Here is a 1242-nt window from a genome sequence, read left to right on the forward strand (position 1 = left end):
AAGGATAGCTTTTCCGTACTCAAAATTTAAGTCTAAAGGTGAGTAACTCTTATATTTCTTACTTACCAAATATTTTTGTTCCTAAAAGTATAATATTAGTCCCTGGATTTCTTGCATATTCCCCTCCTATAAGGGCTAGACAAACTATATAACCATCAAATTTCACAATAATAGGGGTCGTATATTCATTTAAAATATAAGCCTCATATGTAATTATTCCTGTTTTTTTGTATACTTTTTCAACTAAAAAAGGAAATAAACTAGCTATTTTTTTTATTCTTTCCAAAGGAATATTTAATTTATTAGGATAAATAAGACTTAATAATTCTATTTCAGAATTATTTATCTCAGAAAACATATCAAGCTTTATTGTTTTATCTTGATTTATGAAAAAAAGTAAATCCCCATTACAAAAAGGTAATGGTGAATTTTCATTCAATTGTATTTTATTATTCAATAAAATTTTCATTTATTTCAATTTCTTTATATTTATAATTTCAATTTTTCCTTCCTTAACTAATTCTTCTATATTTTCTAAAAATTTAATTTGAACACCTTTCCCTTTTTGTCCAAACCAAGGTGCTGTTTTTCCATATTCAAATTCTATACCTGTAGGAGTTTTTTAATCTTCTGAATAAAACAACTCTTGTTCAAACTCTTTTGAGAGTTTTACTTCCCATATTCCATAAATATGAAAAATATCATCACCGTACATATCTTCTAATAGACTTTGGGATTCTTTACTTCTTTTGGAGGATGACAACAACATAAAAAATCTGTTTAGATAACTTTGAAAATAGATCGTATATGTAGTCTCTTCTTTTATATTTAATATTATAGAATGATTGAAAGGAATGGTTTCAACATCTATTTTTTTTGTATTAAAAATATCTCCTACTATTCCAAACCAAATATAAAAAGATATATCTTCTTCAGAAATACAAATAGCTACTTGATTGCCAAATATATTAATATTAGTTCCTGTTTTTCTTAGTCCTTTGAAAACATTCAAAGGATTATAATATGCGTATTCTTTAAATTCTCTTATTATTTTAATTTTTGGATTTTCCATTTTCCTTTTTCAAATTTTAAAACCTCTATAATTTCTATATGTCCTGATATTTCTGAAAATTTTTCACTTGACCTAATCTGATCTGCTGTTCCTTGTAATTTAAACCAAGGAATAGCTTCTGCATATTCAAATTCTAAGTTTGAGGGTAATCCTTTTTTCATTTTAAATTT

4 protein-coding genes are annotated in these 1242 nt (G+C 25.0%); all 4 read right to left on the reverse strand.

Features of this window, described 5'->3' with window-relative positions; genetic code table 11:
* Positions 1-58: 58 nt before the first annotated feature.
* On the reverse strand, positions 59-469 hold the full coding sequence (locus tag HMPREF9071_RS04800) for a hypothetical protein (protein ID WP_009745457.1): 411 nt from the start codon (positions 467-469) through the stop codon (positions 59-61).
* Positions 470-607 carry a glycohydrolase toxin TNT-related protein gene (locus tag HMPREF9071_RS12665; RefSeq protein WP_083808020.1) on the reverse strand — a complete coding sequence of 46 codons (138 nt, stop codon included), beginning with the start codon at positions 605-607 and terminating at the stop codon, positions 470-472. It abuts the gene before it with no gap.
* A 15-nt stretch (positions 608-622) separates the two neighbouring features.
* Positions 623-1072 (reverse strand): hypothetical protein, encoded by a 450-nt coding sequence (locus HMPREF9071_RS04805; RefSeq protein WP_009745458.1) that lies wholly within the window; start codon positions 1070-1072, stop codon positions 623-625.
* Positions 1048-1242 (reverse strand): hypothetical protein (locus HMPREF9071_RS04810; protein ID WP_009745459.1); only part of this gene is annotated, 195 nt, incomplete at its 5' end. The genes HMPREF9071_RS04810 and HMPREF9071_RS04805, both read right to left, overlap by 25 nt.

It is taken from the genome of Capnocytophaga sp. oral taxon 338 str. F0234, assembly GCF_000192225.1.
Classification (GTDB): Bacteria; Bacteroidota; Bacteroidia; order Flavobacteriales; family Flavobacteriaceae; genus Capnocytophaga.

Excerpts from the sequence above, each read along its gene's own strand:
- HMPREF9071_RS04800 (WP_009745457.1), bottom strand. The coding sequence starts at position 469 with ATGAAAATTTTATTGAATAATAAAATACAATTGAATGAAAATTCACCA.
- HMPREF9071_RS04805 (WP_009745458.1), bottom strand. The coding sequence starts at position 1,072 with ATGGAAAATCCAAAAATTAAAATAATAAGAGAATTTAAAGAATACGCA.